Annotated in this window: 24 protein-coding genes; 11 read left to right on the top strand and 13 right to left on the bottom strand. The window is 63.2% G+C overall.

Annotation, left to right across the window (positions count from 1 at the left end; translation table 11 throughout):
* The first annotated feature begins 141 nt into the window (after window positions 1-141).
* The 8 genes from AC1D13_RS11465 (at window position 142) to AC1D13_RS11430 (ending at window position 7,636) form a co-directional block, all read left to right on the top strand.
* A complete protein-coding gene (locus AC1D13_RS11465; RefSeq protein WP_477666490.1) occupies window positions 142-516 on the top strand; it encodes a Csu type fimbrial protein in 375 nt (124 codons plus the stop codon).
* Window positions 517-1,363: 847 nt separating this feature from the next.
* On the top strand, window positions 1,364-1,999 hold the full coding sequence (locus AC1D13_RS11460) for a hypothetical protein (RefSeq protein ID WP_457281352.1): 636 nt from the start codon (window positions 1,364-1,366) through the stop codon (window positions 1,997-1,999).
* Window positions 2,000-2,034: 35 nt separating this feature from the next.
* Entirely contained in the window at window positions 2,035-2,673 is a 639-nt protein-coding gene (locus tag AC1D13_RS11455; protein ID WP_457281353.1) for a hypothetical protein, read from the top strand.
* Window positions 2,674-2,759: 86 nt separating this feature from the next.
* Complete coding sequence (locus AC1D13_RS11450) at window positions 2,760-3,422, top strand: hypothetical protein (protein ID WP_457281354.1); 663 nt, start codon at window positions 2,760-2,762, stop codon at window positions 3,420-3,422.
* Window positions 3,419-3,910, top strand: coding sequence for a hypothetical protein (locus tag AC1D13_RS11445; protein WP_457281355.1), 492 nt, complete (start codon window positions 3,419-3,421; stop codon window positions 3,908-3,910). The genes AC1D13_RS11450 and AC1D13_RS11445 overlap by 4 nt, the downstream gene beginning before the upstream one ends.
* Entirely contained in the window at window positions 3,907-4,734 is an 828-nt protein-coding gene (locus AC1D13_RS11440; RefSeq protein WP_457281356.1) for a COG1470 family protein, read from the top strand. The genes AC1D13_RS11445 and AC1D13_RS11440 overlap by 4 nt, the downstream gene beginning before the upstream one ends.
* Complete coding sequence (locus AC1D13_RS11435) at window positions 4,731-6,824, top strand: SdrD B-like domain-containing protein (protein WP_477689550.1); 2,094 nt, start codon at window positions 4,731-4,733, stop codon at window positions 6,822-6,824. The genes AC1D13_RS11440 and AC1D13_RS11435 overlap by 4 nt, the downstream gene beginning before the upstream one ends.
* 314 nt (window positions 6,825-7,138) lie before the next feature.
* On the top strand, window positions 7,139-7,636 hold the full coding sequence (locus AC1D13_RS11430) for a hypothetical protein (RefSeq protein ID WP_477689549.1): 498 nt from the start codon (window positions 7,139-7,141) through the stop codon (window positions 7,634-7,636).
* 34 nt (window positions 7,637-7,670) lie between these two features.
* Here the strand turns inward: AC1D13_RS11430 and AC1D13_RS11425 are convergent, their stop codons facing one another.
* The 12 genes from AC1D13_RS11425 to AC1D13_RS11370 all read right to left on the bottom strand — a co-directional run bounded on the left by AC1D13_RS11425 (window position 7,671) and on the right by AC1D13_RS11370 (window position 20,116).
* Window positions 7,671-9,005 carry an esterase/lipase family protein gene (locus tag AC1D13_RS11425; protein ID WP_477689548.1) on the bottom strand — a complete coding sequence of 445 codons (1,335 nt, stop codon included), beginning with the start codon at window positions 9,003-9,005 and terminating at the stop codon, window positions 7,671-7,673.
* Window positions 9,006-9,236: 231 nt separating this feature from the next.
* Window positions 9,237-9,614 carry a response regulator gene (locus AC1D13_RS11420; protein WP_457281360.1) on the bottom strand — a complete coding sequence of 126 codons (378 nt, stop codon included), beginning with the start codon at window positions 9,612-9,614 and terminating at the stop codon, window positions 9,237-9,239.
* Window positions 9,615-9,711: 97 nt separating this feature from the next.
* The gene (locus AC1D13_RS11415; RefSeq protein ID WP_477689547.1) at window positions 9,712-10,572 is read right to left on the bottom strand and encodes a pseudouridine synthase; all 861 of its coding nucleotides are present in this window, start codon (window positions 10,570-10,572) and stop codon (window positions 9,712-9,714) included.
* 84 nt (window positions 10,573-10,656) lie between these two features.
* On the bottom strand, window positions 10,657-11,361 hold the full coding sequence (kdpE, locus tag AC1D13_RS11410; protein ID WP_477668642.1) for a two-component system response regulator KdpE: 705 nt from the start codon (window positions 11,359-11,361) through the stop codon (window positions 10,657-10,659).
* Window positions 11,362-11,380: 19 nt separating this feature from the next.
* Complete coding sequence (locus AC1D13_RS11405; protein ID WP_477689546.1) at window positions 11,381-14,089, bottom strand: DUF4118 domain-containing protein; 2,709 nt, start codon at window positions 14,087-14,089, stop codon at window positions 11,381-11,383.
* A 33-nt stretch (window positions 14,090-14,122) separates the two neighbouring features.
* Window positions 14,123-14,299, bottom strand: a complete 177-nt coding sequence (locus tag AC1D13_RS11400) for a hypothetical protein (RefSeq protein WP_457281364.1) — start codon at window positions 14,297-14,299, stop codon at window positions 14,123-14,125.
* Between the two features lie 11 nt (window positions 14,300-14,310).
* A complete protein-coding gene (gene kdpC, locus AC1D13_RS11395; RefSeq protein ID WP_457281365.1) occupies window positions 14,311-14,883 on the bottom strand; it encodes a potassium-transporting ATPase subunit KdpC in 573 nt (190 codons plus the stop codon).
* A 24-nt stretch (window positions 14,884-14,907) separates the two neighbouring features.
* Window positions 14,908-16,983, bottom strand: a complete 2,076-nt coding sequence (gene kdpB / locus AC1D13_RS11390) for a potassium-transporting ATPase subunit KdpB (protein WP_477689545.1) — start codon at window positions 16,981-16,983, stop codon at window positions 14,908-14,910.
* A gap of 25 nt (window positions 16,984-17,008) precedes the next feature.
* A complete protein-coding gene (kdpA, locus tag AC1D13_RS11385; RefSeq protein WP_477689544.1) occupies window positions 17,009-18,808 on the bottom strand; it encodes a potassium-transporting ATPase subunit KdpA in 1,800 nt (599 codons plus the stop codon).
* The gene (locus AC1D13_RS11380) at window positions 18,808-18,906 is read right to left on the bottom strand and encodes a potassium-transporting ATPase subunit F (RefSeq protein ID WP_457281368.1); all 99 of its coding nucleotides are present in this window, start codon (window positions 18,904-18,906) and stop codon (window positions 18,808-18,810) included. The genes kdpA and AC1D13_RS11380 overlap by 1 nt, the downstream gene beginning before the upstream one ends.
* Window positions 18,907-19,122: 216 nt before the next feature.
* Window positions 19,123-19,317 (bottom strand): hypothetical protein, encoded by a 195-nt coding sequence (locus AC1D13_RS11375; protein ID WP_477649103.1) that lies wholly within the window; start codon window positions 19,315-19,317, stop codon window positions 19,123-19,125.
* A gap of 13 nt (window positions 19,318-19,330) precedes the next feature.
* Window positions 19,331-20,116 carry a sulfite exporter TauE/SafE family protein gene (locus tag AC1D13_RS11370; protein WP_477689543.1) on the bottom strand — a complete coding sequence of 262 codons (786 nt, stop codon included), beginning with the start codon at window positions 20,114-20,116 and terminating at the stop codon, window positions 19,331-19,333.
* Window positions 20,117-20,208: 92 nt separating this feature from the next.
* Here AC1D13_RS11370 and AC1D13_RS11365 point away from each other — a divergent pair, with 92 nt between their 5' ends.
* The 3 genes from AC1D13_RS11365 to AC1D13_RS11355 are packed head-to-tail and all read left to right on the top strand — an operon-like array spanning window position 20,209 to window position 22,176.
* Window positions 20,209-21,150, top strand: a complete 942-nt coding sequence (locus AC1D13_RS11365; RefSeq protein WP_477666484.1) for a LysR substrate-binding domain-containing protein — start codon at window positions 20,209-20,211, stop codon at window positions 21,148-21,150.
* 4 nt (window positions 21,151-21,154) lie between these two features.
* Entirely contained in the window at window positions 21,155-21,823 is a 669-nt protein-coding gene (locus tag AC1D13_RS11360; RefSeq protein WP_477666483.1) for an HD domain-containing protein, read from the top strand.
* Window positions 21,820-22,176 (top strand): hypothetical protein, encoded by a 357-nt coding sequence (locus AC1D13_RS11355; RefSeq protein ID WP_477666482.1) that lies wholly within the window; start codon window positions 21,820-21,822, stop codon window positions 22,174-22,176. Before AC1D13_RS11360 ends, AC1D13_RS11355 begins: the two co-directional genes overlap by 4 nt.
* A 210-nt stretch (window positions 22,177-22,386) precedes the next feature.
* Here AC1D13_RS11355 and AC1D13_RS11350 read toward each other — a convergent pair whose 3' ends face one another.
* A complete protein-coding gene (locus AC1D13_RS11350; protein WP_457281374.1) occupies window positions 22,387-23,103 on the bottom strand; it encodes a Crp/Fnr family transcriptional regulator in 717 nt (238 codons plus the stop codon).
* Window positions 23,104-23,224: the final 121 nt, after the last annotated feature.

Here is a 23,224-nt window from a genome sequence, read left to right as displayed (position 1 = left end):
TAAATGAATAAATCAAATTAAAAAATCAATTTGTGTGAAATGTCACTAATTAACAGTTATGAGGTGACTTTTACCAATTGATTCAAATTAATAAATTCGATAGCATGACTGCAACAACTGATAGTTTTAAGGAGTTGCACCATGAAAACCATCAAATTTGCTTTTATCGCCGTCCTGGCCGCCCAGTCCCTGCTCGGGATTCACAGTGCAGCCCAGGCGCAAACCAGTTCCGGCTCCTTCGGTGTGACCATCATGCTGCGCAGTTTCAGCGAAGCCGTCACGGCAGACCATCGCTGCACCCATCGCGGCCAGCCAGACGGCCAGGCTGGCACCTTGCGCATCAGTTGCCCGGCGACCGTGGATATTCAGGCCATTGCTGCCGCATCGACCAATAGAAGCGGTCAGACGCAACGCATGAACACCATGTCTGATTCCGGCGCAGGTAGCCGCCTGGCTGTGGTGGCGGGCAAACCCATGAATTCCCGCGACCCGGTTGAATTGACCATTTCCTGGTAGCGGCAGGCGACGCACCGCCCCATCTTCGCTCCGCGCCTCGCGAATCCGGCCTTCAAGCTGCTGTTGGCAATCAGCATGCGTGCGGCTACGCGCCTGACCGCCTGACCGCCATCTCCGCAAAAGGAACGGCGACCTGCTGGCGCCCCTGGAATACACGTCCCCACAGCATCTACCGTGACGCCGACACTGAGCGTTGCAGTTCTGCCGATAACTCTTCGCACGCTACACAGCCAACAGATCAGCGATCCAGCCTCTGCTGCTGTGTTGTCTGCGCGCCTGCGAATGCAGCACGCGATCCCAGCGGCGCACTCATCGCTTCCACGGACAAAGACCCTCACAAGCTTCGCGCGCCAGACCTTCTCGTTAGGGGCGCAGGCAACCTGCTCAAACCAAGCTCCCTTCTCTCGTGATCGCTTGAATGCCCGCTTCGAGCTGGAGCTTCAAGCAGCGCGTTCTACGGGCTCATCGACCAATGCCACCGCTCATCGCTCACACAAGAGCAGAGCGCCACCCCTCAAGCAACCGTACTGCTTCGCGAAAAGCAGAGAAAAACATCCGCCGAGCAGGTGACGGTAATTTGTTTCTGACTCGTTACAGTAATTTGGGAAATATCTCACAGTTAGCGACCATCGGCTTTCGTTACACCTCTCTCAGCAGGCTTCTTTCTTGTCGCCATTTCGCATAAATCCATTGTTTTCAATGACTTAAGCGTGACGTATTTACCATTTGTCGCCCGCGTTACGAATGTAAAGCCACCTTTTTTCGAAACGCCTAGTTACAGTCCACTCACGTTCAAAAAAAGCCTGAACACCCGATTCACCTCATCACCATGATCTGGAGAAACTTAATGAAGAAAATTGTTTTAGTAAGCGCCTTGAGCCTCGCTGGCTTGTTGGCCGTACCGGCCCATGCAGAGTCCACATTCACCACGCCCGCAGTAACTGGTTCAACAGCCACTGCGCGCCTGGACTTTTCAATCGTCATCCCGCAGGTCCTGTTCCTGCGCGTCGGCACCAGCAGCGGCAACACGGCTACCGATGGCACCATCAACAGTATTTCCTTTACTGTGCCCGGCGCCAATGTGGGCGACAGCACCGTGATCGCCGGTGTCGGCGGCGACCTGACCGCAGGTGCCGTGACAGTGCGTGTTTATGGCAACGGTGGCAACATCAACCTGAACTCAAACACCACCGGTCCGCTCACAAACGCCACCGGCCAAACAATTCCGTGGAGCCAGATCAGTGTGGCCAGCGCCGCACTGGCAGCCACCACACCCGGCTTTACCAACGCCGCCATTACCCATCCCACGTTCAACGCGACCGGTGGAGCTGGCACGTTGACCAGTTTGACCGCCACCAACAGGCTGGTTCGCGTCGAAGGCAAGTGGACTTACACCTACCTCAACGCCACCCTTCCCGCAGCCGGCACCTATGGCACTTCCACCAACGGTGGTCGTGTTACCTATACCGCCACGCAGATGTAACTTAACCCTTAACCATTTATCCCTTAGGAACCATCATGAAAAAACTCCTTCTTGTCAGCACCCTGGGCTTGACTGGCCTGTTCAGCGCTACCGCCCATGCGGAATCCACATACGTCCCAGCCGCGGTGACCGGCTCCACAGCCAACGCGCGCGTGGACATGTCGATCGTGATTCCGCAAGTGCTGTTCCTGCGCGTCGGCACCAGCAGTGGCAACACGGCTACCGATGGCACCATCAACAGTATTTCCTTTACTGTGCCCGGCGCCAATGTGGGCGACAGCACCGTGATCGCCGGTGTCGGCGGCGACCTGACCGCAGGTGCCGTGACAGTGCGTGTTTATGGCAACGGTGGCAACATCAACCTCAATTCAAACACCACCGGCCAGTTGACGACCGGTGTCGCCGCCGAAGCAATCCCCTGGAGCCAGATCAGTGTGGCCAGCGCCGCACTGGCAGCCACCACACCCGGCTTTACCAACGCCGCCATTACCCATCCCACGTTCAACGCGACCGGTGGAGCTGGCACGTTGACCAGTTTGACCGCCACCAACAGGCTGGTTCGCGTCGAAGGCAAGTGGACTTACACCTACCTGAACTCCACGCTGCCTGCGGCTGGTACCTACGGCACATCTGCCAATGGTGGCCGCGTCACTTACACCGCCACCCAGATGTAAGCAGCGCCACATGAGCGCTTGAATGGAGGCCCCGTCTGACGGGGCTTTTTTTGTTAATGCTTGTCAGTTAGCGTAAAGTGACACTTATGCGCGCACCATCAAAGCTCCTCCTGCCCACTCGCAGCAGTGTGTTGCCAATGCTGCGCATCGTCACATTGTCAGGCAGCGCGTTGGCATGCGTGGGCGCCCAGGCCTTTGTCGTCACCATCACAGCAGGCACCAAGTCATTGTTTTTGCAGGTAGGCGCCGGAACCATGACCGGCGGCAATTTCAGTACAGGGGGCACGCCCGGCAACAATTCCACCATCAATCGCGTTTCGGTCACCATTCCAGCGGCCAACATCGGAGCCGGCACCAGCGCCATGACAACCGACAGCACCGTTACGGCCAGCCCTTATGACAGCTTTGCCTTTTGCACGGTGCCCGCGCAGGTTTACGTCGGCGGCTTTTACCGCACACCAGGCACCGGCGCCAACGCCACACTCACCGCCACCGCACCGGCCTCTCTGGTCAATGCCACGGGCGACACCATTCCGTTCAATACGATCTCCTGGGTTTCCGGCGGCGCATCAGACCCAACCGCTACCATCCCCAGCGGAACGTTTGTAGGCGGTGCATCACAAACGCTGCTCAGCGTTACACGCAACACCTGGTTTGAAAGCTGCCTGCAGTTCAACTACGCCAATACCCAACTGGTGGGTTCGGGCACCTTTACCGGCCGCGTCAGCTACACCCTGACCTCCCCATGATGATGAAAAGACCGGTCAGCCTGTCACACCTCATCGGATTTGCCGCCCTCCTGCTGCTTGCCAACGTGCTGACTGCGCAACACGCAGCCGCCACCACGACCCGCGTGGATGACACCGGCACCGTCGCGACCCAGAGCGTCGTCCCCATGCGCTGGCGGCAACTGGTTCCCGGCCGCGGTGCCGACAACTCCGTGGAGGCCAGCCTGCGGGTCGCCCTGCGCCTGAACCTCTCTCGCTGGCTGAACCAGCCGGTCAGGCTTTACATGGGACTTGCCCCAGTCGCGGGCGAGCCCATCTTTGTCACCTGGCGAACCCAGGGGCGTTTGCTGCCTGGCTCACTGCGCTCCGGCGGGCGCACCCTGATCTTCGACGGTGTCGTCAGTGCAGCTTCCCTGGAAGAAACCGTTGAGCTGCTTCTCAGAACAGATGGGCGCGCGCTGACGTCTTCCCAGGCCCTGCAGTTTTATTTCGAGGTAGATACGCCATGACCCGTCTCCAATTGCCTGCCATGCCGCGGTATGCCGCTGGCTTTCTTGGCTTGGCCTTTGCCCTGATTGCACCTGTCGCGACGGCAAGCGAATTTGCATTGGCAGTGTCGCCTCCCCGGTTTGAGCTTGAAGTCAAACCAGGCGAGCGAATCCGCCAGGTCATGGAAATAACCAATGCCTCCTCAATTGCCAACACGTTCAGCATCAAGACAGCGGACTGGCGGTTTGGCATGGACAACTCCGTCACTTTCACTGAGGAGTTGGGGCCCGGCAGCTGCCGCCCATGGGTGTCCATCGAGCGGCGCGAACTCACCGTCGCGGGTGGGCGCCCTTACCGGTTTCGTTTTGAGGTCAACGTGCCGCCCGACGCAAAGCCCGGTGAATGCCGTTTTGCCATCATGCTGGAAGGCCAGGAACAGGTCACCCGCATGGAGTCGGGCCCGCCCATTCCTTTTTCCGCCCGTCTCGGCGTGGTGGTCTACGTTGCCATCGGCGGCGCCACACCAGAGCTGAGCGTCGCCGGCTCGGGCGTCCAGACCGTGAATGGCAAGCCCACACCGGTCCTGCAGATCCGCAACAGCGGCACCGCCCACGGCCGTATCACCGGTTTTCTGAACGGCACCGATGCGTCCAACACCTCATTGGAATTCTCACCTGCCAACACCCCCATACTTCCCGGCGAAACGCGCACGATTTCGCTGAGTGCCACAAGGCCGGGAGACCAGGACACCGCCGCGCAAATCCGCTATCCCGTCACGGTGCGCGGCAAGCTCGAGTGGGGCAAAGGCCAAACACAAAGTATTGAGCAGCGCTTCGCCCCATGAAGCGACGGGCGCACACGCCGATCATCCCTTCTTCCTTCCCACCGAAGTGGTGGCGCATCGGCCTCGTGGGGCTTGGCGCCGGATTTGCAACGGCTACGGCCCTGGCGCAGGCAACCGCCACACCCGCTACCGATCAGCCTTATGTAGACCGTGTCATGGAGGGCGTGCCGGATCCTGACGGCGCCCTGCAGCTGAAGTCCAGCGAATACAACGAAGCCGGCTGGCCGCGCAGCTGGCGTGTTGATTACTCCCTGTTCAAACAAAGCGGCGGCGGCGACACAACCTCCCGCGCGTTGGGCATAGGCGGCTTCGTGGACACACCGAACCACGGCGCACTCTCGGTCAATGCCAACCTGGTCCAGCAGCAATCGAATGCGCCGGGCAACCAGGCCCAAAACAGCGGCAGCACCTGGCGCATTGACCAGCGCGCCCTGCCGCTGGACGACGGCTGGTTTGCCAACCACAACGCGGGTGACATCAATACCGTCAGCACCCGGCTCGCCCGTGGTACCGGGCGGGTATCGGTGCCGGCCACGCCCATCCGGGGTGTTGGTGGGCAGTGGTACCTGAACGACGCCGTAGACCTGAACGCAGCCGCGGGACGTACCGGCCTCTTTAGCGGGCTGGATGCCGCCGGGTTCCAGACCTCCGGCGGCAGCATCGGGTCTGCCGGTGCGCAATTTCGCCTGCCCACCGGGGATGCACTGGGGGCGGGAAGCCGCACTGACGCCGCATTCCAGCTGATCGACGGCAAAAACATTTCGGACGGCGCGGGCTTCGGCAACGCACTGAACACCCGCGCTTACTTTGCTGCTGCGTCCTGGGAAGGCGCAGCGCCGTGGGGCCCGGGCCTGGCTACCGGCTATGGGTCGCCCAGTGAGCGCATCGGCGGCTTGCGCATGCAGGCCAACGTGGTACGCAGTGACAGCACGCAGGGCGGCGTCGCAACCGGCCTCTGGCTGGATGCCGCATGGCGAACCGAACGCTGGCGCAACACGGCCGGTGTTTTCCGCTTTGAACCCAATTTGCGCTGGGGCACAACAGTTCTCGCCAGCGACCTGCAAGGCGTCTACTGGCAGGCCGACACCTCTACCCGGCAGTGGCAAGCCGGGTATGCGGTCGAGCTGAGTGACAGCGTGAGCCGTGCCGGCGCAGGCAGCGGTGCGTCGGGACGCAGTGCTTTTATCAACGTCAACGGCCGCTATCTGCTCGATTCGCGCAACTCGGTGGGCGCGGCGCTGAGCTTTCGCACCATCACCAGCCCCGGCCAGTCGGCGCAGCTGTCCTGGAGTCGCGCCAGCGACTGGGGCCAAACCCAATGGCGCGCCGACCTGGCCAACGCATCCGGCGTCCGGACGACCCGGCTCGGGGTAGACCAAAGCTGGCCGGTTGTCTTGCCGGCCACCTTCGGTACGTCGCTGGCATGGGAGCGGATGAGCGGCAATGTGAGTCCCACTACCGGGCTGATCTGGGGCATTCTCGGCACCTTGTCGCCGTGGTCGCAATGGTCGCTGGATGGGTCGGTGCGAGGTGCGCGCCGCAGCGACGGAGGCGAGTCGGTCAATGCAAACGTCGGCGTGAGCTGGCAGCCTTATGGCGGCTGGACGCTTTCCCTCCGGTATACCGAGTCACGTGGCCAGGAGCCGCTTCCGGCACTGGTGGTCTCGGCCCTGACGGCAGCAACGCAGCAGGCCATTGCAACCACCCAGACCAACCGCAGCATCCAGCTGCTGCTGCGCTACGAGGACCGGGCCGGCACCTCCACAGCACCGCTAGGCGGCCTGCCCGGAACCGGCTCCGGCGGGCTCACAGGCACGGTGTTTTTCGACGCAGACAGCAATGGCCGCAGGGAAGCGTCTGAAGGCGGCGTGCCTGGCGTCACCGTCATCCTCGACCGGCGCTATGTGACACGAACCGACAGCCAGGGCCGCTACGAGTTTCCCTACGTGGCAGCCGGAGAGCATTTGATCGAAGTTTCTCCGGACAACGTCCCGCTGCCCTGGAGCCCGGTTCTTCGCGATCCTGCGAAGACCGTCATTCTGGTACGCCAAACCAATTCACTCGACTTCGCCGTGCAGCGCGAACGCTGAAAACACCGCCTCCACTCCACGGAGAGCCCGTGTGAGCTGAGATAGCTGCGTCAAGACTCAGAACGTCTGAGCTCGGGGCCGCGGCAGCCCTCGGAAAACTCAAAAATTGACAAATCGATGGGTTCGCCTGGCAGGAATTTGATGAAACAATCAAAATCAAACTGAAATTTGCTGAAAAACCGAATAAACCGGTAAATAAGTCACACATTTGCTGGCATTAATGTCTTGCATCACTTTTATCAATTTAGTTACTATTGAGGCGTACTTAATCACTTCACAGGCTCAGCTCCGTGTCCTCCTGCAACACCTACCCAATGTCTTTCAGCCGCCTCATGGCGCTGTCGGCGCTGCTGGTGGCCATGTTCTGCATACCGCAGAGTTCACGAGCTGGCGAGATGCTGAGTGTTGACAAACCCCAGGCCAGCACGAAGCTGGATTTCGCCATCGTCATTCCAGCTGTGCTCCGTATCCTGGAAAACAGCCACCCGGCCGCCCTGTTCTCTGCCGACACCACGGGATCCCTCATTTCCGCCACGCAGCGCATGGTGTTGGTATCGACCCTGGGCAAGGGCTTCTGCATGGACTTGCAGCTCAATCAGCAGCAGGTAGCGGGCTGGCAGCTGAACGTCAGCGGCAGCACGGGCACCCGCGTTGAGGCTGCCGATGGCGGCTACCGGGTCTGCGCACTGCGTCCCGGCCGTTTTGAACTGGCACTGCAACACGCCTTCAGCCTGAAGGAACGCAAACCCGGCGCAGACGCCTCGGCCTCCAACTTCAGCTGGCCCGTCAGTGTGAGCCTGGTCACCCCCTGACCAGATTGCGTAAAACCCCCGGCCGCCAGGAAGGCTAGCGGCCCAACCATTGCACCAGCTGGCGCGTCACCTCGGGGCGGCCCAGCAATTCCATGTGGTTCATGCCCTGCGCCACCCACTGGTTTTCCGGCGCAAACGCCAGCGTGCGGGCCGCCTCTTCATGCAGGCCCAGGGCGCTTTCCAGCGACACCAGCCCATCGCCCACCATCTTGCGCGCCAGTGCCTCCCTGACCGGGACCAGGGGGCCGCGGCCGGCTGACAGCGTGGTGGCGGCGACCGCATAACAATCCACGCCCGCGGGCAGGGGCACGACCTCCCGCACGTCGGGGCCACGCTCAAAACGCCCCGCCTGTCGCCAGTCGGCTTCCAGCACGTTGCCGTGGCGCAAGTCAGTGATGCCGGCACTGCGCACCTGGCCGATCCTGGCGAAGGGCCGCGTCACCAGGTTGCTGCCCAGTACGCCGTCGACCCAGCTGCCCAGACGCTCCAGCGGCGCGCCGTGATGGGGTGTTCCCAAAAACACCATGGCCTTGAGCTGCTGCAGCCAGCTGTGGCCCGCCTGGGCTGCGTGGTGCCAGGCGCTGCGCGCCACCAGGCCGCCCATGCTGTGCACCAGCAGCGTCACGTCCTGCACCGGCTGCGGCCAGGCCTTGACCAGCTGCTGCAACAGGCCGGCCAATTGCTCGCCATTGGCCGAGGTATGCAGCCCCGTGTTGTAGTGCAGGTATACCGGTGTGTAACCGAGGTCACGCGCCAGCTGGCCGCCATGGCCCTGCGGCAGCGCGCTGTTGCCGCACCATTGCAGGTCGTTCATGCACAGCCCGTGAACCATCACCAGAATCTTTCCCGTCGCGCGCGGCAGCCGCGCAGCCAGCGCCTCTGGGTCCAGCACCAGCGGCTGGCCTTCATGGCGCAAGCTCATGTGGATGGCCAACGGGTTGCCCGTGTCCAGCAGCAGGTCTCCCAGCACGCCATTCAGGGCCGAAAGCATGGCCTCGCGCTGCGGCGAAGAAGCCTGCGCGCCGGCCAGCGGCACTGCGCGCGACAACACCGCATTGGCCGCCCCACCAGCCAGCCGCGTGACGCCCCTGATGCTGCCGTAGACCCAGCCCGTGATGCCGGAAGGCTTGACACCGCTGCTTCCCGGCGCACTGTCGACAAACCTTGAACCCAGCAGGCCAAACGGTGCGGCAACGGCTTTGTACACATTGCCCTGCACGGTTTCTGCCAGGCCTGTGACGCCCAGGGTGGCCTGCGTGGCAAGCTGGGCCAGCCCCTGGATATCGGAAACATGCAGCCAGGTCGGCAGCCTGAAAGACCCGGGTATGGAGATGGTGGCCGTGGCGTCAGGCCGGTCTGGTGTGCTCATGGCGCGATTGTGGCGCTATGGGAGCCCATGCGCCAGCGGGTCGTTCCACCGCAGCGGTTTATAAGGAAAAAATGGCGTTAAGCCAAGCAGGACCAGCGCAATCAGCTATTAATTTAATAGCAAAAGAACTACAGGTGTTGGTGGCTAAGACGAGCCACCAGACCGCAAGATGCCACCTTTCAGCGCGCCGTTCCAGGGGGAATGCCAAGAGTACGCGCCCTTGATCCCCACCTAGTGCAAGGTCGTTTGCTCCTGGCAATAGTCAAACAGGCCCTCGAGCTCACTGGACTTGTCGAACACCGCATCAGCCCCGAGTTCGGCGGCGCGCCTGCGGATTTCATCCGTCGCGTAGTTGCTCAGGACGACCACCTTCTGGTAGGGCTCACGGTTGCGGCAGCCTGCGAGCACGCCCAGCCCGCTGCCTTCCTTCAGGAAAAGGTCCACGATGGCCAGATGCCACTCACCGTTGTGCAGCTTCAGCCAGCGGGTGGCCTCGGTCTGGGTGGCGCCGTGGCCCGTTACCTGGACAGCGGCAATCTCCTTGAGCGCCTCTATCAGGTTCTCAAGAACGATCTCGTTGTCTTCAACCAGGTAAGTAATAAGTGCCATACAACCCACTTTAGGCCGCGGCACACGGGAAACTGCCATCCGTTGGCGCACATCCGGGTAGGACAGGGGCACGCTCGGGTAAGCCCGAGCGTGCAGGCTAGAAGTGCTCGTGCGGCGCCAGGTAGCGCCATTGTCCGACCGGCAGGTGGCCCAGGTTGACATGGCCGATGCGCACGCGCTTCAGTCCGGTGACAAACAGGCCCACCTGCTCGCACATGCGGCGAATCTGGCGCTTTTTGCCTTCCTTGAGCACAAAACGCAGCTGCTCCGGGTTTTGCCATGACACCTGCGCGGGCTTGAGTGCCTGCCCGTCCAGGCTCAGGCCGTGATTCAGCAGCGCCAGTTTTTCGCGCGGGAACAAAGCCTGCACGTTGGCCGTTTCGTCCCCTTTTTCAGTTCTGTAGCTAACGCGCACCAAATACTCTTTTTCGATCTCCGAGTCTTCACCGATGAGCTGGCGCGCCACCCGGCCGTCCTGCGTCAGCACCAGCAACCCGATGGAGTCGATGTCCAGCCGCCCGGCCGGCGCCAGGCCACGCAACTGCTCATGGCCCCAGCGCATGCGGCTGTTGCATTCGCGCCAGCGGTTTTGCGGCTGCACCAGCACCACGGCCGGTTCATGCCCGTCTTCGGCCTGGCCGCTGACATAACCGACCGGCTTGTTGATCAGGATGGTGACCTGCTGGCGCTGCTGCTGCTCGGCCTGGCGGTCGATCTCGATACGTGCGTCCACGGCCACCGGCTGCCCCATGACGGCCGGTGCACCGTTCACACGCACCCAACCGCGGGCGATCCAGTCATCAGCTTCACGGCGAGAGCAAAGGCCCAGCTCGGCCATGCGCTTGTTCAGCCGCACGGTGGGGGCCGGTGCGCCTAGTGCAGTCGCTGCCGGCGCGGCTTTCTGGATTCGTACGGCGGCGCCGACAGGCCTCGGGCCGGGTTTGAGAGGTTCAGTCATTTGCTATCTATTTTATAGCTGCTCGCGCAGGTTATTCGTGGGCTACAGGCGTATTTGGCACTTAAATGCCACCGGGTACGGCTCTCAGGCCACCCAAAGGCGATAACCCACAGCCGTTTCCGTGAGCAGGTGTTTGGGCTGCGCCGGATCGGCCTCGAGTTTTTGCCGCAGGTGGCCCATGTAGATGCGCAGGTAGTGATTTTGCCCGGCATGGGCGGGGCCCCACACTTCGCGCAACAGCTGGCGGTGTGTCAGCACCCGCCCGGCGTTGGTCATCAACACGGTGAGCAGGCGGTATTCGATCGGCGTGAGGTGCACCTCCACGCCGCCGCGGCGCACGAGCCGCGCCTGGCGGTCCACCACCACATCGCCAAAGGTAAAAAGCGGCTCGTCAGGCGTTCCGTCAGCGCTGGCAGCGCGCGGGCGGCGCAGGTTGGCGCGCACACGGGCCAGCAGTTCGCCCACGCCGAAGGGTTTGGTCAGGTAGTCGTCGGCGCCGGCGTCCAGCGCGGCGATCTTGTCGGCCTCGTCCGCGCGCGCCGACAGCACCACAATCGGCACGGCCGACCAGCCGCGCACGTCGCGAATCACCTCCAGCCCGTCGCCGTCGGGCAAGCCAAGGTCCAACACCAGCAGGTCGGGCTTGCGCGTGCCGGCCTCGGTCAACCCGCGCTTGCCGGTGTCCGCCTCGAACACCTGCCAGCCTTCGGCCTCCAGCGCCGCGCGTACAAAGCGGCGTATCTGTGGCTCGTCTTCAATCACAACGGCAACGGGTGCGGGGTGGGACATGGGCAAAGAGGAAGAAAGGTCAGGCGGGTTCAGGCAGGCCCTGCGGCGGCGGGCGGCGCGGCAGGGTGATGGTGAATTCTGCACCACCGCCCGGCGCATTGGCGGCCGTGATCTGCCCTCGGTGCGCCTGCACCACTGCCTGGCAGATGGCCAGGCCCAGCCCCACGCCCGGCGTGGCCGATTCGGTCTCGCCGCGCGTGAACTTCTCGAACAGCTCGTGCTCGCGGCCCTTGAGGGTGGCGGGCAGGCCGGGCCCGTGGTCACGCACCGCCAGCATCAGCGCCTGCTCCGTCGCCTCTGCGCTGATTTCTATAGGCGACCGCCCGTACTTGGCGGCGTTTTCCAGCAGGTTGGCGAGCACGCGCTCCATCAGCACCGCGTCAAATTCGACCAGCGGCAGATCGGCGGGTAGCGCCGCCGTGACAGCCTTGCCGGCCAGCGCGTGCTGCGCCTGGCGGATCGCCGAACCGACAATTTCCTCGACAGACTGCCATTCGCTCCTCAGGTTAACGGCACCGCTTTGCAGCCGCGCCATGTCCAGCAGGTTGTTGACCAGCGCGCTCAGGTGCCGCGCTTCGCCGGCGATGGCGCGCGCCGCCTGCGACTGTTCGCTACTGAGCGGCGGCGCCGTGCGCTGCAGGGAGTCGGCCAGGCCGATCAACGCAGTCAACGGCGTGCGCACATCGTGCGAAATCGCCGCGAGCAGCATGTTGCGCAATTTCTCGGACTCCATCTGCACCACCGCCTGCTGGGCCACCTCCACATAGTGCACGCGCTCCTGCGCGATGGCGATCTGCCGCGCCAGGGTTTCGAGCTGCTGCATCTGCTCGGGAATCAGCAGCCAGCGCGCCTGCGCAGGCTTGAGCGCCAGCACGCCGCGCACGCGCATCGGCGCCTTGAGCGGGATGTAATGCCATGCCTGGGCCGACAAGGTGGCGGTGGCCAGCCCCGCCGGCTGTTCGTTGCGGAACACCCAGTCGGCCACGCTGGCGTCAAAATCCGCGGGCGGTTTGGCGGGCGGCAGTAACTGGTCGTGGCTGTCGGTCACCATCACCAGCGCCTGCCCGCCGAAGTTGCGCTGCGCGGCCGCTTCGCCGAGTTCCATGACCTGCTCACTCAGCAGCGCCGCCGACAGGTCGCGCGTGAGCTCGAACAGCGACTGCGCGCGGCGCTCGCGGCCGGCCGCAATGCGCGCCTGAAAACGCAGGCCTGCCGTGAGTTGCCCGGTTAGCAGCCCCACCATCAGCATGACGGAAAATGTCAACAGGTACTGCACATCGCTGACGGCAAACGACAGGCGGGGCGGCACAAAGAAAAAGTCAAACGCCGCCACATTGAGGAAAGCCGCCAGCGCTGCCGGCCCGCGCCCGAACTTCAGCGCCACCAGCACCGTACCGAGCAGAAACAGCATCACGATGTTGGCGAGGTCAAAAAATCTGAGCAAAGGCAAAGCCAGCAAGGTGACTGCGGCGCTACCAGCCATTGCCCATGCGTATCGCGGCAGGCTCTCCTGCCAGGCCGCGGCGGCATCATCGTCGGCAGAACGCTGCACGGCGCGCGCCAGCCGCCGCGCACTGTCGGCATGGCCCACCTCCACGATGTCCAGTGTGGGCGCCAGCGTTGCCAGCCGGCGCGTCATGGTGGAGCCGGCCCACAGCGCGCGCCAGCCCGGCAGCTGCGGGCGCCCCACCACCAGCGTGGCGCAATTGAGTTGCTGCGCCTGCGCTACCAGTTCGGCGGCGGGATCGCTGCCGGTCAGTACCGCCGTGGCCGCGCCCAGTTCTTCGGCCAGCTGGATAACGGCCAGGATGCGGTCGCGCCTGGCAACCTCCAACAGCTGCAGGCGCGGCGTTTCCACATACGCTGCATGCCAGCGCACATTGAGCTGGCCGGCCAGGCGCGCCGCCGTGCGCACGGTCTGCTCGGCGCCTTCACGCGGGCCTATGCAGGCGAGGATGGCGCCTTCGGTGTTCCAGACCGGGGCGATGGATTTTTCGACGCGGTAGCTGCGCACGTCGTCTTCCACATGCTCGGCCGTGCGCCGCAATGCAATCTCGCGCAGTGCGATCAAATTGCCTTTGCGGAAAAAATTCTGCGCCGCGCGCTCGGCCTGCTGCGGCAGGTAGACCTTGCCGGCTTTCAACCGCGCCATCAGTTCGTCAGGCGTGACGTCGACCAGGATGATTTCATCGGCGCCGTCCAGCACCGTGTCCGGGACCGTTTCATGCACGCGTATGCCGGTGATGGCACCCACCGTGCCATTGAGGCTTTCCAGGTGCTGCACATTGACCGCTGACCAGACGTCGATGCCGGCTTCCAGCAGCTCCTGCACATCCTGCCAGCGCTTGGCATGGCGCGAGCCCTCCACATTGCTGTGGGCGAGCTCGTCGACCAGCAGAAGTGCCGGCTTGCGCGCCAGCGCCGCGTCCAGGTCGAACTCTTTCAACCTGTGCCCGCGGTAGGCTACCTCCTGCAAGGGCAGTTGCTCAAGCCCGGTCAGCAGTTCCATGGTTTCACTGCGGCCATGGGTTTCGACCACACCGACCAATACATCCCGCCCGGCCTTGCGCTCGCGCTGCGCGGCGCTGAGCATGGCGTAGGTCTTGCCCACGCCGGCACTGGCACCGAAGTAGATGCGCAAACGTCCCCGGCGCGCTTTTTCCTCCTCGCCGCGCAGACGGTCGAGAAGTTCGTCGGGGTCAGGGCGGGAGTCGGAAAAACTGGCCATGCCGTTGCGCTATTCCTGGGTGATTCAAAAGTTTCAAAGATCGCCTCGCAAAGGGTAACACCGGGTGTGTTTTTCCTGTTCGCCTGACTCGCCATCTTTTGGCATGCCGGACTCCCGCCTTTCACCGCGGCCCGCGATCCACCAGGCCACCGCCAGCGGCACGCCAAAGGCGGCCAGCGCACACAAGACCCGCAGAAGATCAGAGTCCATGGACATTTCTCTTAACGAAGCGCTTCCAGCGCGAGGTTGAGTTGCAGCACATTCACCTGGGCCTCGCCCAGAAAGCTCAGCAAAGGCTGCTCGGTGTACTGCCCGACCAGGGCCTGAACCTTCTCAAGCGCCAGGCCACGCGCTTTGGCCACACGGGCCACCTGGTAGCGCGCCGCAGCCGGGCTGATGTGCGGGTCCAGCCCGCTGGCAGACGCCGTGACCAGGTCCACCGGCACCTGGGCCGTGTTGCCCGGATCGGCCGCTTTCAGCGCTTCGACACGGCCCTTGACCGCGTCGACCAGCGCAGGATTCAGCGGGCCCTGGTTGGAGCCGCTGGAAGCCGATGCGTTGTAAGGCATGGGCCCCGTGGCCGATGGGCGGCCCCAGAAATTTTTGGGATCGCTGAAGTTTTGCCCGATCAGCGAAGAGCCGACAACCTTGCCGTCACGCTGGATCAGGCTGCCGCCGGCCTGCGCCGGAAACAACGATTGCGCGGCGCCGGTCACCACCAGGGGATAAGCCACGCCGGTGACCAGGGTCAGCACGGTGAACATCACAATTGCGGGGCGAAGAATATTTGTCATGAGGATTCCTTGATATGCAGGTGTTCAGGCGAGGTTCATTGCTACCAGCAGCAAGTCAATCGCCTTGATTCCGATAAAGGGCACGATGAGACCGCCCAGGCCGTAAATAAGCAGGTTGCGGCGCAGCAGCGTGGCGGCGCCCACAGCGCGGTATTTCACACCTTTGAGCGCGAGCGGGATCAGGAACATGATGATCAGGGCGTTGAAAATCACCGCCGACAAAATCGCTGACGACGGACTGCCCAGGTGCATCACATTGAGCGCGGCCAGCTGCGGGTAGGTGGTCACAAAGATCGCCGGGATGATGGCGAAGTACTTGGCCACGTCGTTGGCGATTGAAAACGTGGTGAGCGAGCCGCGCGTCATCAGCAGGGCCTTGCCGGTTTCCACGATCTCCAGCAGCTTGGTGGGGTTGGAGTCGAGGTCCACCATGTTGCCGGCCTCCTTGGCGGCCTGGGTGCCGCTGTTCATGGCGACCGCCACGTCGGCCTGGGCCAGGGCCGGCGCGTCGTTGGTGCCGTCGCCCGTCATTGCCACCAGTCGGCCTTCGGCCTGGTATTGGCGTATCAGTTTGAGTTTGTCTTCGGGCGTGGCCTCGGCCAGGAAGTCGTCAACACCCGCCTCGGCAGCGATGGCAGCGGCCGTGAGCTTGTTGTCGCCGGTGATCATCACCGTCTTGATGCCCATGCGGCGCAGTTCGCCGAAGCGTTCCTTGATGCCGGCCTTGACAATGTCTTTCAGCTCCACGATGCCCAGCACCGTGCTGCCGTCGGCCACGGCCAGCGGCGTGCTGCCGCGGCGCGACACGTCATCTGAAGCGCGCAGAACTTCAGCCGGAACGGTTCCGCCCAGTGCTTCCACATGCTTGCGGATCGCATCGACCGCGCCCTTGCGCAGTTGCCGCTTGCTTCCATCGGGATTCAAGGCGTCCATTCCGCTCATGCGGGTTTGCGCAGTAAAGGGCACCTCAATCACAGCCTGCATGGGCGACTGGCTGACGGCCAGCTTCAGGGCCAGCGCCACGATGCTGCGGCCTTCCGGCGTTTCGTCGGCATAGGAGGCCTGCATGGCGCAGGTGGCGAGCGCTTTTTCAGACACGCCGGGCGCGGGCAAAAAGCTCGAAGCCTGGCGGTTGCCGTGGGTGATGGTGCCGGTCTTGTCGAGCAGCAGCACATCCACGTCGCCGGCAGCCTCAACCGCGCGGCCCGAAGTGGCGATGACATTGGCCTGCATCATGCGGCTCATGCCGGCCACACCCACAGCCGACAGCAGGCCGCCAATCGTGGTCGGGATCAGGCAGACCAGCAGCGCTACCAGTGCGGTGATGCTCACCACCGTGCCCGCCCCCACCGCACCCACGCTGAAGACGGAGAACGGCAGCAACGTGACAGTAACCACCAGGAAAACAATGGTCAGCGCCACCAGCAAAATCGTCAAGGCGATTTCATTGGGCGTCTTCTGGCGTTTGGCACCTTCGACCATGCTGATCATGCGGTCCAGGAAGGATTCGCCGGGGTTGACGGTGATGCGCACCACCAGCCAGTCTGACAGCACGCGCGTGCCGCCGGTCACGGCGGAGAAGTCGCCGCCCGACTCGCGCACCACCGGGGCCGATTCGCCGGTGATGGCGCTTTCGTCGACCGAGGCCACGCCTTCAATCACTTCTCCGTCCAGCGGAATCATGTCGCCGGCATCGACCAGCACCACGTCCCCTTTCCGGAGATTTTCAGCTTCTTGCGGCAGGAACGTGGCGCCATGCCGGGGTTCCTTGAGCTTCTTGGCCCAGGTGCTTTTTTTCAGGCTCCGCAGCGACGCCGCTTGTGCCTTGCTACGGCCCTCGGCCAGCGCTTCGGCAAAGTTGGCGAACAGCACGGTGAACCACAGCCAGACGGCCACGGCAAAGATGAATCCGGCAGACGCTTCGCCCTGGCCCTGCAGGGCTTGCAGGCCCAGCAAGGTTGTGAGAATGCTGCCGATGTAGACGACAAACATCACGGGGTTGCGCCACTGCACGCGCGGGCTCAGCTTGGTGAACGAAGCCACGATGGCCGGCTTGAGCAGCGCGGGATCCAGCAGCATTAAAGTTTTTTGGGTACTCATATGGGTTTCTCTTTGAGCCTCGCGGTTATTGGCCTGGCCACAGCATCAGGTGCTCGACCACCGGGCCCAGCGCCAGGGCGGGCACGTAATTGAGCAGGCCCACCAGCAGCACAGTGCCTATCAACAGCATCACGAACAGCGGGCCGTGCGTGGGCATGGTGCCGGCCGTAACCGGCAGGCGTTTCTTGGTGGCCAGCGCACCGGCAATGGCGAGCACCGGAACGATGAAGCCGAAGCGCCCCAGCCACATCACGATGCCCAGCAGCGTGTTGTAGAACGGCGTGTTGGCCGACAGCCCCGCGAAGGCGCTGCCATTGTTGTTGCCGGCCGAGCTCAGCGCGTAAAGGATTTCAGAAAAGCCGTGCGCACCGGGGTTGGCAATGCCCGCCTTGCCTGCGCCGGCCAATACGGCGATGGCGGTGCCGGCCAGAACCAGGACAGGCGTGACCAGGATGGCGATTGAGGTCAGCTTCATCTCATGCGCCTCGATCTTCTTGCCCAGGTATTCCGGCGTGCGGCCAATCATGAGGCCGGCGATGAACACCGCCAGGATGGCGAAGATCAGCATGCCATAAAGCCCCGTGCCAACGCCGCCAAACACCACTTCGCCCAGCTGCATCATCACCATGGGCACCATGCCGCCCAGCGGCGTGAAGGAGTCGTGCATGGCATTGACCGCGCCGCAGGACGCCGCCGTCGTGATGACCGCGAACAGGCTGGAGGCATTGATGCCGAAGCGGGTTTCCTTGCCTTCCATGTTGCCGCCGGCCTGTAGCGCGCTGGCCGTCTGGTCCACGCCCAAAGGCGGCAGCAACGGGTTGCCGGCCTGCTCGGCCGGGGTGATGGCCACGACGGCGACGACAAATATCACCGTCATGGCGGCCAGCACGGCCCAGCCCTGGCGCTGGTCGCCCACCACGCGGCCGAAAGCGAAGCACAGCGCCGCCGGAATCAGGAAGATGGACAGCATCTGAAAGAAATTACTCAGCGCCGTCGGGTTTTCGTAAGGGTGGGCCGAGTTGGCGTTGAAGAAACCGCCGCCGTTGGTGCCCAGCATCTTGATGGCTTCCTGAGACGCGACCGGGCCCATGGCCAGGGTCTGCTTGTCGGATTTGGCATCCTCCATCACGGGATTGCCCTTGTCGTCTTTCAGCGCCTGGCCATCAGGGCCGTTTTTCGGCTGCTGATAGCTGGTCACTTCCAGTGTGCTCACGTCTTTGTAGGCATCAAAGTTCTGGATGACGCCCTGCCCCACAAGAAAGACGGCAAACACCAGCGACAACGGCAGCAGCAGCCAGGCCGTGATGCGCGTGATGTCCACCCAGAAGTTGCCGATGGCGCCGGTCGCCCGCGCGGCAAAGCCGCGGAACAACGCAAACACCACGGCGATGCCGGTGGCAGCAGAGAAAAAGTTCTGCACCGCCAGCGCCAGCATCTGCGTGAGGTAGCTCATGGTGGATTCGCCGCCATAGCCCTGCCAGTTGGTGTTGGAGACAAAGCTGACGGCGGTGTTGAAGGCCGAGTCGGGCGTTACCGCGGCCATGCCGGCCGGGTTGAGCGGCAGCCAGACCTGCAAGCGCTGCAGGGCATAGACAGCCAGCACGCCGAGCGCGTTGAAGGCCAGCAAGGCCAACGCGTACTGCGACCATTTCATGTTGGTATCGGCCGATGTACCGGCGAGGCGATACAGCGGCGCTTCCGCCTTATGCATCCAGTTGGGGAGGCTACCGGAATACAGGCGGGCCAGCCAGATACCCAGCGGCCAGGCCGTGACCAGCAGCGCACCGAGGAAGAGGGCGAGGAGCCCCCATGACACGTTGCTCATCAAAACTCCTCGGCGCAGATCAGCGCATAGACGAGGTAAGTGAGCAGCAGGACAGCACAGACGCCGCCGAAGCCGTACAAAACGTCGAGGCTGATCATGAACGGCCTCCTTCGGATTTTTCAAGCTTCTGGAAGCCCCAGACCAGCAAGACCATCACACCCCAGAGGGCGGCGGCGCCAAGAATAAACGCGAGATCCATGACTTTCTCCAACAACAAACGATGGAAGAAGTTTCGGATCCGACGTGTAAAAACGGGGATGAAAGACCGTGGGCCGGTATAAAGAAAGCGTAAAAATCAGGGGTTTAAACCCTGTTCAAGCCGAGGCGTGAGACCGCATCACCACGCGCAGGTGCAGCGCGCGCAGGGCGTCAATGTCGTCCAGCAGGGACGAGGCCAAAGGCAGCAAGGGATCACCCTGATCGCCCGCTTCCTCCAACAGCAAGACCAGACGCGCGGCTTTGGCATGGAGCGCCTCCATAGCCTGCGAAACCTCGCTGTGGTTTTCCATCGCACCGGCGTGGCTATCGCATCGCGCTGCGGGTGACCATGTAAACGCCTATCAGCAGCAGACCGGTGAAAAACAGGCGCCTGAAACCCTTCTCGCCCACTCGCCCGCGCAGCTTCTGGCCGACGACCATGCCCAACAAGGCAGCGGGCAATGGCAGCAGCAAACTCCAGCCACCCGGCATGCTGCCCATGGCAAAAGAGCCTTCCATCACCAGGCGCAGAAAAAGTGCGACAGTAGAAACGGTGAAAGACAGGCCCAGCGCCTGCACCAGCTCGTCTTTCTTGAGCGATAAGGCCTGCAGGTAAGGCACAGCCGGAAAGACAAACACGCCGGTGGCCGAGGTGATGGCGCCGGTCGCCAGGCCGGCAGCGAAGGAAGAAACCCGCTCGCCGCGCGGCGTGACCACCAGCGGCAGCGCGCACAGCCCCAGCAGCGCATAAATGATCAGCGCGGCGCCCAGACCTGCCGAGGCGAGGTCCGCATCAAGGGTGACCAGGCTGACCGGTGCCCACAACGTTCCGGCGATCACGCCAGCCTGCAGCGGCCACAGGCGCCGCAACAGGCTTGCCAGCGCGGCGCCGTCCCACATCTGCCAGGCATTCGTCAGCAACGAAGGCAGGATCAGGATGACGGCTGCCTGCGCAGGCGGCATCACGCTGGCCAGCAAGCCCATGGAGAGCGTCGGCAACCCCAGGCCCACCACGCCCTTGACGAGGCCGGCCAGCAGGAATACGCCGGCGACGGCGGCCATCAAGAGGGTGTCGTTCCCTGCGCTCACGAAGTTGTTCATCGAGTTCATGCACCGATTCTGCGCAGCGGCGCGCTGGCGCTCAAGCGGTAATATCCGTTCACAGCCTTCGCCGTTGCCGAAGGCTAAAACGCCTGCAGCCCATGCCCGCCACCCTTCGCTTTGACCTCATCGACCTTCGGCTGTTTCTGCACACCGTCGATACCGGCAGCATCACGGCGGGCAGCAAGCTTTCACACCTGGCGCTCGCCTCGGCCAGCGCACGCATACGCGGCATGGAAGACGCCCTGGGTGTGCCGCTGCTGGAACGCCTGCGCGCCGGCGTGAAGCCGACCAAGGCCGGCCTGGCCGTGGCCCACCATGCGCGGCTGGTGTTGCAGCAAATCGAGCGCATGCACGGCGAGATCGGCGACTATGCCGGCGGGCTGGCCGGCAAGGTGCGTTTGCTGTCGAACACCGCCGCCATCACCGACTACCTGCCGCAAGCACTCGCGGATTTCCTCAACACGCATCCGGCCATCGACGTCGACCTGGAGGAGCGCCCCAGCCACCTGATCGTGTCGCAGCTGCTGGGCCAGGCGGCCGACCTCGGCATCGTGGCAGACTCCGCCGACATCTCCAGCCTTGAATCAAAACCTTTCCGGCGCGACCGGCTGGTGCTGGTGGTTCCAGCCGGCAGCGGCTTCGGCCGCCAGCGCCAGATACCGTTCGGGCAAACATTGAGCCATGACTTCGTCGGCCTGGAGGAAGACAGCGCCCTGCAACAGCACCTGAACCTGCAGGCCGAGCGCCTGGGGCTGCGCATGCGCACCCGCATACGGCTTCGCAGCTTTGAGGCGGTCTGCCGCATGGTGGAGGCCGGGGTCGGTGTGGCCGTGGTGCCGGCCATCGCGGCCGAACGCCATGCGGAGGCAGGCAAGCTGCGCATCCTCAAGCTGACCGACACCTGGGCCGACCGGCAGTTGCTGATCTGCGCGCGCCGCTTTGACCAGCTGTCGCTGCCGGCGCTAAGACTGGTCGAGTCGCTGTGCGCGCCTGCCGCGCCGCCGGAGCGCTCACACGCGCACACAACACCCAAGCGATAAAGTCATGCCCATGCAAACCCCTGAACCCACAGACCTGCTGGCCAGATCCTGGCGGCTTTGCGCTGATGCCCTTGCCGTCCGGCCAATCGGGCGGGCGGTGTTCGACGGACTGGTGGCGCGCTACTCAGAGCCGCACCGCAAGTACCACACCGTGCAGCACCTGGGCGAATGCCTCTCGCATTTCGAAGGCGTCCGCGACCTGGCTGAACAGCCCGCAGAAGTCGAGATGGCACTGTGGTTCCATGATGCGATTTACGACACGCAGCGCCACGACAACGAGGAAAAAAGTGCCGACTGGGCTCGCGAGGTGCTGCTGGCGCACGGCACCGCCGAAGCCGCCGCGCAGCGCGTTCATGACCTGGTCATGGCCACCCGCCATACGGCGCTGCCGGACTCGCCCGACGAACAGCTGCTGGTCGATATCGACCTGTCCATCCTGGGCGCCGGCCCAGCCAGGTTTGCCGAATACGAGCAGCAGATCCGGGACGAATACGCTTTTGTACCCGCGGCCGTGTTCCGGCAAAAGCGGGGCGAAATCCTGCAGGGTTTCCTGGACCGGCCTGTGATCTACAGCACGGCGCATTTCCACGAAACACTGGAAGCGCGTGCGCGCGAGAACCTGCGCAAGGCGATTGCCGGCGCGACATCGGCAACCAGCCCTTCAGCACGATGAACATCTGCCCCCACTGCCGTCAGGCTGGAATCAAGATCTGGGAAAAACGTTTCTCCAGCCGCGGCAACCCCGCCACCTGCACCGTGTGCGGAGGGCTCTCGCATGTTCTGGCCAGCGCCGCCGGCGGCACATTTATCCTGACATCCGTCCTGTTGATGCTTGCCGTCCTTGCCGGTTTTTTGACCAGCTCATGGCTGGCCGGGTTGTCGGGTGGACTGCTGGCAGCGGCCTACAACCTGTGGGCATGGCAGCGCGAAGCGCTTTGGCCGATCCTCAAGGAAAACGCCCAGGCTGCAAACCGCGCCAATTGGGTGGTCGCCGCGGTTTCCATCTTTATTTCGTTTCTTTCCTGAGGGACGGTGCCCCCACCTGTCGCACCATAACGCTATCAATTTCATAGCTGCCAGCGCATATCCTGATTGGTCCGAAGGCACTTTTGACATCAAAAAAATGTCGGGCACCACACGCCAAGTGCCAAAGATGGCTTCCCAGGATAGTTTTCTCTCTACAAATTGCTATTAATTCAATAGCTGCTTGCGCTTTCCCCCATTGGCCTGCAGCCATTATTTGCTTGAAAAAACACTGGACCGCAGGGCGCCCAGGTCCAGCACGCGCAGGCCGCCGTATTCGATGCGGATGAGGCCCTGGGCCTGCAAGGCATTGAGCGCCTCGTTCACGCGCTGGCGTGACAAACCCACCAGGTAAGCCAGTTCCTGCTGCGTGATGCGCAGGATTTCGCCCACACCCGGATACAGCACCGGGTTGAACAGCGAGGCCAGGCTGCGCGCCACACGGATGTCGGGGTTGTTCATGCGGTCGATCTCGCGCGCGGCGATGAACTGACCGAGCCGCTCATTGAGCTGGTTCATCACAAAGCGGTTAAAGCCGATGGAGTGGTCCAGCAGCCAGTGGAAGGTTTCAACGGGCAGGCCCGCCACCACGCTTTTGCGCAGCGCCTGGATGTTGTAGCGGTAGGGCTCGCGCTTGAGCGCCGTGCCTTCACCGAACCAGCCGCCGGGCGGCACGCCGGTGAACGTCATGGTCATGCCCTGCTCGTTGTCGCTGCTCATCTTGAGCAGGCCTTCGACCACGCCAAACCAGTAGGTCACCGGCTTGCCCACACGGCACACATAGTCGCCCGGCGCGGCGTCGCCTACCTGCAGCCCCGCCAGCGCACGTGCCCTTTCTTCAGGCTGCAGCAAGGGCAGCCAGGGAATGCCGCGCAGCTCGTCGGGCGTGGGGTTCCTGCGGCGCTGGTGAAGAGGCGGTTCAGTGGACATGGCTCACAGCATTCGGGTGAAAGTCAGTGAAAGGTCAGGGAAAGTCCGGGGCGGGCGCAACCCTTGGATTGTCGTCGGATAGACATTTCATTGCCAATCCAAAGCATAGCATCGGCCCCGC

The organism is Polaromonas sp. P1_E12 (assembly GCF_056405975.1).
The sequence above is the reverse complement of the archived record's forward strand: the minus strand, read 5'-3'. Positions and strand labels throughout refer to the sequence as shown.

What these genes read in the sequence shown, in the direction of transcription:
- AC1D13_RS11465 (WP_477666490.1), top strand. Translation starts at nt 142, where the DNA reads ATGAAAACCATCAAATTTGCTTTTATCGCCGTCCTGGCCGCCCAGTCC.
- AC1D13_RS11460 (WP_457281352.1), top strand. Translation starts at nt 1,364, where the DNA reads ATGAAGAAAATTGTTTTAGTAAGCGCCTTGAGCCTCGCTGGCTTGTTG.
- AC1D13_RS11455 (WP_457281353.1), top strand. Translation starts at nt 2,035, where the DNA reads ATGAAAAAACTCCTTCTTGTCAGCACCCTGGGCTTGACTGGCCTGTTC.
- AC1D13_RS11450 (WP_457281354.1), top strand. Translation starts at nt 2,760, where the DNA reads ATGCGCGCACCATCAAAGCTCCTCCTGCCCACTCGCAGCAGTGTGTTG.
- AC1D13_RS11445 (WP_457281355.1), top strand. Translation starts at nt 3,419, where the DNA reads ATGATGATGAAAAGACCGGTCAGCCTGTCACACCTCATCGGATTTGCC.
- AC1D13_RS11440 (WP_457281356.1), top strand. Translation starts at nt 3,907, where the DNA reads ATGACCCGTCTCCAATTGCCTGCCATGCCGCGGTATGCCGCTGGCTTT.
- AC1D13_RS11435 (WP_477689550.1), top strand. Translation starts at nt 4,731, where the DNA reads ATGAAGCGACGGGCGCACACGCCGATCATCCCTTCTTCCTTCCCACCG.
- AC1D13_RS11430 (WP_477689549.1), top strand. Translation starts at nt 7,139, where the DNA reads ATGTCTTTCAGCCGCCTCATGGCGCTGTCGGCGCTGCTGGTGGCCATG.
- AC1D13_RS11425 (WP_477689548.1), bottom strand. Translation starts at nt 9,005, where the DNA reads ATGAGCACACCAGACCGGCCTGACGCCACGGCCACCATCTCCATACCC.
- AC1D13_RS11420 (WP_457281360.1), bottom strand. Translation starts at nt 9,614, where the DNA reads ATGGCACTTATTACTTACCTGGTTGAAGACAACGAGATCGTTCTTGAG.
- AC1D13_RS11415 (WP_477689547.1), bottom strand. Translation starts at nt 10,572, where the DNA reads ATGACTGAACCTCTCAAACCCGGCCCGAGGCCTGTCGGCGCCGCCGTA.
- kdpE (WP_477668642.1), bottom strand. Translation starts at nt 11,361, where the DNA reads ATGTCCCACCCCGCACCCGTTGCCGTTGTGATTGAAGACGAGCCACAG.
- AC1D13_RS11405 (WP_477689546.1), bottom strand. Translation starts at nt 14,089, where the DNA reads ATGGCCAGTTTTTCCGACTCCCGCCCTGACCCCGACGAACTTCTCGAC.
- AC1D13_RS11400 (WP_457281364.1), bottom strand. Translation starts at nt 14,299, where the DNA reads ATGGACTCTGATCTTCTGCGGGTCTTGTGTGCGCTGGCCGCCTTTGGC.
- kdpC (WP_457281365.1), bottom strand. Translation starts at nt 14,883, where the DNA reads ATGACAAATATTCTTCGCCCCGCAATTGTGATGTTCACCGTGCTGACC.
- kdpB (WP_477689545.1), bottom strand. Translation starts at nt 16,983, where the DNA reads ATGAGTACCCAAAAAACTTTAATGCTGCTGGATCCCGCGCTGCTCAAG.
- kdpA (WP_477689544.1), bottom strand. Translation starts at nt 18,808, where the DNA reads ATGAGCAACGTGTCATGGGGGCTCCTCGCCCTCTTCCTCGGTGCGCTG.
- AC1D13_RS11380 (WP_457281368.1), bottom strand. Translation starts at nt 18,906, where the DNA reads ATGATCAGCCTCGACGTTTTGTACGGCTTCGGCGGCGTCTGTGCTGTC.
- AC1D13_RS11375 (WP_477649103.1), bottom strand. Translation starts at nt 19,317, where the DNA reads ATGGAAAACCACAGCGAGGTTTCGCAGGCTATGGAGGCGCTCCATGCC.
- AC1D13_RS11370 (WP_477689543.1), bottom strand. Translation starts at nt 20,116, where the DNA reads ATGAACTCGATGAACAACTTCGTGAGCGCAGGGAACGACACCCTCTTG.
- AC1D13_RS11365 (WP_477666484.1), top strand. Translation starts at nt 20,209, where the DNA reads ATGCCCGCCACCCTTCGCTTTGACCTCATCGACCTTCGGCTGTTTCTG.
- AC1D13_RS11360 (WP_477666483.1), top strand. Translation starts at nt 21,155, where the DNA reads ATGCCCATGCAAACCCCTGAACCCACAGACCTGCTGGCCAGATCCTGG.
- AC1D13_RS11355 (WP_477666482.1), top strand. Translation starts at nt 21,820, where the DNA reads ATGAACATCTGCCCCCACTGCCGTCAGGCTGGAATCAAGATCTGGGAA.
- AC1D13_RS11350 (WP_457281374.1), bottom strand. Translation starts at nt 23,103, where the DNA reads ATGTCCACTGAACCGCCTCTTCACCAGCGCCGCAGGAACCCCACGCCC.